The sequence below is a fragment of the Marinomonas sp. BSi20584 genome, from assembly GCF_002792415.1.
GTDB lineage: Bacteria > Pseudomonadota > Gammaproteobacteria > Pseudomonadales > Marinomonadaceae > Marinomonas > Marinomonas polaris.
The window spans coordinates 1-8,828 of the sequence record NZ_KZ454911.1 but is presented as its reverse complement, the minus strand read 5'-3'; the positions used below and the strand labels follow the sequence as shown (position 1 = coordinate 8,828).

The window sequence follows — 8,828 nt, the reverse complement described above, 5'->3', positions numbered from 1 at the left end:
GACGAGCTACCAGACTGCTCCATCCCGCGACTAATCATCGTTAACAACAATCATTTACAATGCTTGTTGGCTAAGTCAATTCGCTCAACCCTTGCTAACGAGGTGCGTATTATAGGTAGATTAATCCAAGAGTCAAGCACTGCAAGAGAACTAGATAGGATTAGTTGAAAAAAAATCTTTCTCCCTCATTATTTACCTCTATAAAACAGACTTAGCCTCTTATTAGATATAGAGAAGCTTAAATACTTGTATCCTCCGCTACCGCAAGGTAAAAGGTAGCCATCCGATATTTTCGACCAACAGGTTAGGAGACACACATGCCCAGCAATATTGAAGCAATTCTTAAAAAGTCAGCAATCCCAGCTGAAGCCGATGCTCTTCCAGGTAGAGGCACACCTTTAAAAATCTCTGGGATACACGCAGTCAACAAAGAACCATTTGTTCGCGCAGAAAAACCCAATGAATCCGAGGTTATTCTTGGAATGGGATGTTTTTGGGGCGCCGAGCGCAAACTATGGAATACTCCCGGCGTTATCGTCACATCTGTTGGCTACGCAGGTGGCTTTACACCCAACCCAACCTATGAAGAAGTTTGCTCAGGACAAACAGGCCACAGCGAAGTCGTACAGGTTGTGTTTGATACCTCTATTATCTCACTAGAAGGCGTACTTAAGGTTTTCTGGGAAAACCATGATCCAACCCAAGGCATGCGCCAAGGCAACGACATAGGCAGCCAATATCGCTCTGTTATCTATACAACCAATGATAAAGATATGCCGATTGTTGAAGCAAGCAAAGCTGCATTTCAAAAAGAGCTACTCGGCGCAGGCCACGGCATGATCACCACAGAAATTGAACCACTCGATACTTACTACTTCGCTGAAGAGTATCACCAGCAATATCTTCACAAGAACCCGAACGGTTACTGCGGACTAGCTGGAACGGGTGTGAGCTGCCCTATTGGCTTAGCCGTGTAGTTTTTAAATAATTGGAATAATCGCTTTTAAAGCTGAACAAGCGACAGAAACGAAAAGGCCGAATCGCAAAGCGATTCGGCCTTTTTAGTGGTCTATATCAGAGCAAGATTAGCCATCAATATTGATGTTGTACTCTTGGTCGTTGTAGATGACAGTTACTGTACTACCAGAAGCAACAGCTGAATCATTTCCAAATGTGGCAACCGTCTTCGTATAATTCTCATTTTCAACTACACCAACAGAGCTTGATGTAATAGAAAGGTGCTCATTCAGATAAGTAGAGATATCATCAGTTCCATCAGGGACATCAAGTAAATCAGATATATCAAGCACATCTGTAGCTGAATTAAAATCGGTCAAACTATCTACAGCAGATTCAGCAAAATCAATTACAAACGTATCCGCTCCCTCTCCCCCCGTCAAAGAGTCTTGTCCAGCACCACCGCTTAGGTAATCATTACCAACACCGCCAGAGAGAGTATCGCTACCAGCACCACCGCTTAGGTAATCATTACCTGCTCCACCAGAAAGATTATCGGCACCACCTTGTCCATATAGAACATCATCACCATCTCCACCATCAAGAAGGTCGTCATTCTCACCGCCGTCTAGGTAGTCATTACCCGATCCACCAAACAATTTATCGTTGCTAGCGTTGCCATAGAGCAAATCATTTCCTTCTTCACCATAGAGCTCATCTTCGTTCCCTCCTCCTTGAAGCTTGTCATTTCCTGAGCCGCCATACATTTTATTCGAACCCGAATCACTTTGAAGCCAATCATCTCCCGCCTCGCCGTATAGTATATCGTCCTGAGAGCCACCTAAAATGTGATCATTTCCATCACCACCATATAAGGTGTCGTTGCCAGACTCTCCAGAAATTAGATCATTCCCACCATTTCCATGAACAACATCATTATCAGAACCACTGAAAATTGTATTGTTATCATCGTTTCCTTCTATGGCATTAGGTTTCCATAAATCACTTGTATCAAGATTATTTTGTGTACCGTCAACTTTGCCGTACTGATTTAGATCATCTGTATGAGCTGCATTTAACTCATCCTCAGAAGACCAGTTATTAGAGGTAGCGTCTTCAGATGTATAAGGCTCATTAGCGTCTGTAGCAGTAAACGATGTTGGATAGGCATCTCCACCCAAAACTTGATAATTATCAGAGTTTGATTCAGCGAGGAAAACACTTAACTGATAGTCACCACCTTGATCCCAATAAATAATCTCAATCGATTGCTTTCCAGAGTCTGTAACAGTGAAGGTAAAAATATCGGTATCAACACTTTGATTACTATCAATACTGGCAACAACATTACCATTTATCTTGATTTGATAACCATCATCTGCAGTGACCTTAATACTATAAGAGCCAACAGCTAGTGACACAAAACCAGTTAATTTAACAACAGAATCTTCCGTACTTTGTTTATTATTATCAACATACTTTATAGAAGCCGAGTCATCACCTAACCAAGACTCTAAATTCGATCCCTTACCAAGGTCTCCACTAGCACGCGTATAGTCAACTTCAGTACTAACGAAGCTTGCATTCGCGCTTTGGTTCGCAATAACACTTTCAGCTAATGCAATCGTCCCTAAGTTACCAGCAGAATCATCATAATTATAAAAGCTTCCACTCAAACCAGAAATGGTTGTGATGACGTCTTTAGAATCAGCACTTTGCACGGTAATAGATAAAGTATTGGTTGTTGAATCACCATCTTTATCGACCGTAACATAGTCATAACTAACAACTGTTGACTCACCTGCAGGAATTGAAGCAATAAAATCCTCACCAGCACTGAAGGTGTAAGTTCCATCACTGTTCAATACAAATGTATTGCCATTATTCTGATCAGTCACATTTTGTGTAACTACATGATCCAAACCATCTGCACCTGCATCAAATTCAACACTACCATTAAGAACATTTGAATCAACATCGTTGACATTATCGACTTCAACACTCGCAACGATTGAATAAGTACCAGTATTTTTTTCTGGAGTAGAAATATGCTGAGTTATCTCACCATTATCTCCTACTCGGAAACCATCCAATGTCACTTTATAAGTCACACCGTTCACTTCAACTTTCTGACTTACCTGTGTAATAGTTACGGTATCATTGGATGAATTGTTATTCGACGTCTCATTATGAACCATAGGAACATCAAGAGTAATAGCTTGAATTTCTCCTGCAATCGTTATGTTAAAACTAATCGACATAGTGACATTTTTAAGTGCTCCATAATCACCAGAAATAGATTCATTTCTGTGAATAAACTGCCCTACAACAAATGATGAATCTATTTTAACATCAACCAAAGAACTTGATTCCGTTGTAAAATAATAAGAGCCATCATGGTATTTATCATAGCCCCAATAAACAGCATCATCATCACCGTCCTCATCATCATCTAAAGTACCTTTACCCCCCTTATTTAATGTGAATTTAGCATCATCAAAATCGATTGAAACACCACCTATAGCGAAGTTACTTTCAGGAACAACATTGCTAAGAGTTAGTTCAGCCATTGTTGTCACTGCATCTGGCGAATCATCCTCCACAGCAACCGACACGTTTTCTGTTGTCGTGACAGTGCCATCGTTCACTGCAATACCAAAGTTGATACTAGCGGTATCCTCCGACGTAGTATCAGCATGATCAACAGGACCACTAAGAGTAACCACATAACCATGTTGGCCATCTGTGTCAGTAAGAGCTACACGAATAATCTCAGTATCACCCGCTTTAGCGACCAAATCACCGCTACTATCCGTTGTCCAAACCAGCGTTACACCACCCGATTTTATAACTTCAGTAGGGGCAACAAGTGACACAGTTAATGTAACGTCACTATCAACATCACTTACAGTAAAGGTACCAGTAGCAGTCACATTATTAGTGGTATCAGAATCACCAACAGTGTCTGGATTACCATCAGCTAAACCTTCTTCAGAAATAACAGCAGAATCAGAACCATCTACAAACGTTAGCTCAGGAGCGGAGTTAACTCGCTCTGTTCCAAGACTAACCACTGTAGTAGCACTGTCTCCATCGTTGTCGACCGCCTTAACAGTAAATTGAATATCCTGAGTCATCTCCTGATACTGTAGGACATCCCATGTACCAGTTTCCCCACTCATTTTAATTTCGAAAACAGGTTTATTATCTTCATCTACAGCCTTAAGCGTATGGCCATCATCACTAAGCGTAACGGTATAACCTAAATCATTGACCAAACCAGTTAGTTTGAAATCACCAATACCATCAGCTGAGCTAGCGTCTACTTGTCCAGTCGCACTTGCGATAGGTTGAGCTGAATCAGCCCCAATAAAAGAAATAGACTGGACAGCAAAATCGCTATTAGAAGCACTTGATGAGCCAGTACCATTATCCACAGCGACAAAATGCACCTCATCAAAACCTCCCGGTACAGAGATCAATTTCGTCGTAACTGAACCTGCTCCACCGCCAGAATTAGCAACGAAATTCTCAGTTTTACCTATGACAACGCCGTCTCGATAGAATACAGCTTGAGCCAACTCATTTTCAGTATCACCATTAGTACCACTAACATATAGAGAACTTAATTGAGCATTCATTCCAAATGCTAAATGCCCTGGCTCAAGTTTAAAAACAAGCTCTTCAGATAAGTTACCACGGGATGAAATTTCACCTGGTAACTCATCAAGTCCAGAATTGGCACTATGACTACTAACAGAAAGCCCTCGACCAGTTTGGTATAACTCAGCGGACACCAATGCCGAACCATCTGCATTAAAACCAAGTGCCTCTACTGTGAAACCTTGCCCCTTATACTGAGAACCAGAAATAACATTATTACTATCGTAATCTCTTGAAGACCCCCAATAACCTTTTGCAAAATCAAAATCCCCCAACACCACCTTAGTAATATCGGATGTTGATACTTGATAGCCACCATCTGGCACAGCATTTTGTGAAATACTTACGCCATCGTCTGCAAATTTGAGATGTGCACCAAGATCTATTTCTGTCGTCGCGGTATCAGCATCTGATGTATTGCTATCTCCATCCGTCACCGTTACTTGCAGCTTAACACCCAAGCCTTCTAACGTAATTTCTTCATTATCTTGAGTGCCATCAGGATGAGACACCGCCTCGTATTGGGTCATAGAGACCTTGCCATCCGCATCAAGGGTAACTTCGAATACTTTAACCCCACTTTCTGTCAAGCCAACTAATTTACCGTCAATCAATGACAAACTAATTGCCTCACCCGAACTAGATGCCGTCAGCCCAGTGTTAGTAGAAGAATCATCAAGTTTGATTTCGTAAGTCACATCACCACGACCATCGGTGCCATAATCGACATCAAAGGCCGATGAGAAATCAACCACAGTAGAAACAGACTCATCAGCAGTACGAAGGTCAGAATCATCCGTCAATACATCCAAGCTAGCGAGAGTACCAGCGTCAACAGTAATAGCTGGAACAGTATCCGTATCAACAAAATTAGCTGTAGCAGATCCAATAGCACTATCACCACCAACACCTTCAGTTGACGTAGCTTTTGCTGTAATAGTGAAAGCATCAGAATTCTGCGGCACAGTCATTTTCAACTGAATATCTGTTAGATCTTTACCATCAGGATTGCTAATCACCCACTCACTACCATTATGACTGAGCTCAACACCATCAGGCGCTCCAACAAGCTCGACATCAACGCCATCAGGAATACCTGTTAGCGTAATACCAGAAAGTGTTTCACTACCATCTCTATCAGTAAGTTCAGCTGATACATCAATCAAAAACTCTTGGCTAGTAGCTATTGTTTCAGTGGTTGTATCCTCTTGATTAGGACCGCCAAGAGTGCCATTACCATAGATAACACCTTCAATTTGATTGCTGCCACTAATCAATGTTTGGTTATCATATTTAACAACAATACTGTCGATAGTATTAAAATTACCATTTCTATTATTTGGACCGAAACTTACATCAAAACCTGTAGTATCACCTGATAAGAAAATATAATCCTTCATTGCATCAGGACTCTGCTGAGAAACAGATCCACCTAATACAGAATTAAGATCTCTTAACTCCTCACGCCCATTCCAATCAGACTGTGTATAGAACCAACCGCTGTCTGGATGAACGACAAATATATCAGCGTAACTTGAAGATCCATGAGGATTGCCATCGCCGTAATACTCTACTACGCCATGATTTTCAGAGTCAGGGTTTGCAATTTCCGGTACTGGATCACCTTTAGTCAACCACACACGAACGCCATCACCAACCTTGACAATTTGACCATTTTGAACGTCAAAACCACCAGGCTGACCACTACCACCGTTAACTTGAGTAATGTCACCAGCATTAGAGTCATCATTCGATTCTAAAGCCGTTATAGTAAGCTCAACTTTTGGTGCATCAGCAACTGGAACGACATTAATATCCAAATCCGCACTTTCACCAGTCGATGTTGTATAGGTAACCGTTGGAACGTCACCAGACCAATTTGTAGCAGGAGCAAAATCGTAAGAGCCATCAGCACGAAGTGTTAACGAACCAACTTCTTTTGCATCATCACCAGTACCGTCTTTAATAACAACAGCTACAGGCGTTGTTGCATCAACATCATAACTTACGCCGTTAACAGTAAAAGAAGCGACAGTTAACCCGCCATCCAAGTCTGAATCATTAGATAAAACGCCATTGTCAGCATTCACTGATAATACGTTGTCCTCTATTCCATTAGCTGTATCAGCTTCGGTGTACGTAAAATTATCTACAACCGCGCTATCTCTACCCTCATCAGACACATTACCAGCATTGTCAATTTGCGTTGCGATCACATCAATACTCGCTCCCTCTGCTACAGTTTCCGACCATGTAATCGTGTTATTACTATAACTGTAAGTACGAGTGTCGTTCTCGTCTGAGCTGATAACTTTATAAGAGCCATCATCGTTTGCCATTAGAGATAAAGACACAACACTAACGACACCGTTATTCGTGATACTTAATGTCACCGAGCTATTTGCACCTACTTCCAGCTCTTTGCCATCCACAGTAACACTTACTTGGACTCCATCATTGCCTAACTCAGCTTTGCTAATCAATCCATCATCGTTCGCATCATCTACAATACTAATCATAGGTGCAGAAGTTGCTGTAGTGTCTACAACAGCACTATCTGTAGACGCTTCAGACTCATTGCCAAACTTATCAATCAAGGTTGCTGTTACAGCAATCGTATTCCCTTCACCTGGATTGTCGAACGAGCAAGTTACAAAGCCATTAGCAATTGCAGTCGCATCCAATTTAATATTATGGGACTCATTACCATCAGTTACTACAATAGTCTGATGTGTATTAACACCCTCTGGTAAAGCAATTTTTACTGCAATAGTCTCTGAACCATTAAGCTCATCTTTATTAATGAAACCATCATCCGGATCACTATCAGTGGTAATCGTCACAATTGGAGTTGGAAGATCATTATCAATAATAGTTGTGGTAGCTTCACTTTCATCAGAAGAAACTCCCGATACTCCCTCTACTTTTATCGAAAATTTTTCATTACCTTCAACAATACTGTCATCAATAGTCGGAACATTTAAAGTAACTTTTGTCACCCCGGCTGGGATATCAATAATGCCATCAGAGCTAATAGATAAAATATGAGTCACATTATTATCATCAACATAACTTGCTGTCATAACATCAATATCTGCAGCACTAGCAGTATCAAAAACAGTGGAAACTTTAATCTGCACATCCTCTGCAGAAGCTTGACTTAAAGAGACAGTGAAAACAGCATCACCTCCCTCTATAGCAAATCCACTATCATCAATAGAAGCATAAACAGTTGAACTATCTTGATAGCGACCATCAGTAGTGTCTGATGTAGCATTGAAATTATTACCTGCCGCATCGGAACCAGAAACACTTGCTTGGATATTATTACTACCCACTAAGTCTTTACCATCTACAATAATGCTATAGACTAATTCTCCTGTACTTGATTCCGTAACTGTGCCCGTTCCAATAACACTTATCCCATTCACCTTCAGCGTGACTTGATCTCCGATCGCAGCATCACCACCAACAGTACCAGTAATAGTAACAAGGCCACCGGCTTCAACAGCCGTAAGCACATCATCACCAGCAATAGTATCGATACTTATAGTCGCGCTTGCACTGATATCTAAAGTCACATCAAGTGAGTCAGATATTGCTGTATTGCCTGCTTTATCGGTAACTTTGACTGTTAGATCATTACTACCTTCTACCAATTGACCAGCAGTAGCCGTAAATGTCCATACACCGCCAACCAAAATGGCATCACCTAATAACGTTGCGCCTTTAAAGACCTGAACAGATGTTGCATCACTATCGATATTACCTAAAGTGAAAGTCGGTGTAGTGTTATTAGTTAGATTATCTGAATCACTATCACCACTATCACTTTCAGCAACAAGATCTATCGTCGGCGTGCCNCGATGGTCGTATCGATCGTCATCGCCTGCGTATCGCTCGCGCTATTACCCGCTGTATCCGTGATCGTCGCCGTGATGCTGTAACCACCTTCATCCAACGCATTCGTTGGCGTGAACGTCCACGTGCCGTTCGCCGCATCGGTGCTCAACGTACCCGCAACGGCATTACCCGCCGCGTTGGTCACTGTCACCGTCACATCGCCATCGACCGCGTCGTATTTGCCGCTGATCACTGGCGTCGTGTCTTTACTGATGAAGTCGCTGTCGGATGAGCCTGTGTCGTCCGTCATCGCATCGATGGACACGGTCACACCGTCGCCATCGCTGTCGATGGTCGTATCGATC

General features: G+C 41.9%; 3 protein-coding genes. 1 reads left to right on the top strand and 2 read right to left on the bottom strand.

What is annotated here, in order from left to right; translation table 11 throughout:
- Window positions 1-317 precede the first annotated feature (317 nt).
- Window positions 318-977 carry a peptide-methionine (S)-S-oxide reductase MsrA gene (gene msrA / locus TY87_RS22150; RefSeq protein ID WP_100188731.1) on the top strand — a complete coding sequence of 220 codons (660 nt, stop codon included), beginning with the start codon at window positions 318-320 and terminating at the stop codon, window positions 975-977.
- A 108-nt stretch (window positions 978-1,085) separates the two neighbouring features.
- Here the strand turns inward: msrA and TY87_RS23030 are convergent, their stop codons facing one another.
- Complete coding sequence (locus tag TY87_RS23030; protein ID WP_442919231.1) at window positions 1,086-8,471, bottom strand: DUF5801 repeats-in-toxin domain-containing protein; 7,386 nt, start codon at window positions 8,469-8,471, stop codon at window positions 1,086-1,088.
- A 13-nt stretch (window positions 8,472-8,484) separates the two neighbouring features.
- On the bottom strand, window positions 8,485-8,773 hold a 289-nt coding region (locus TY87_RS23025; RefSeq protein WP_442919230.1), incomplete at its 3' end, for an Ig-like domain-containing protein.
- Window positions 8,774-8,828: the final 55 nt, after the last annotated feature.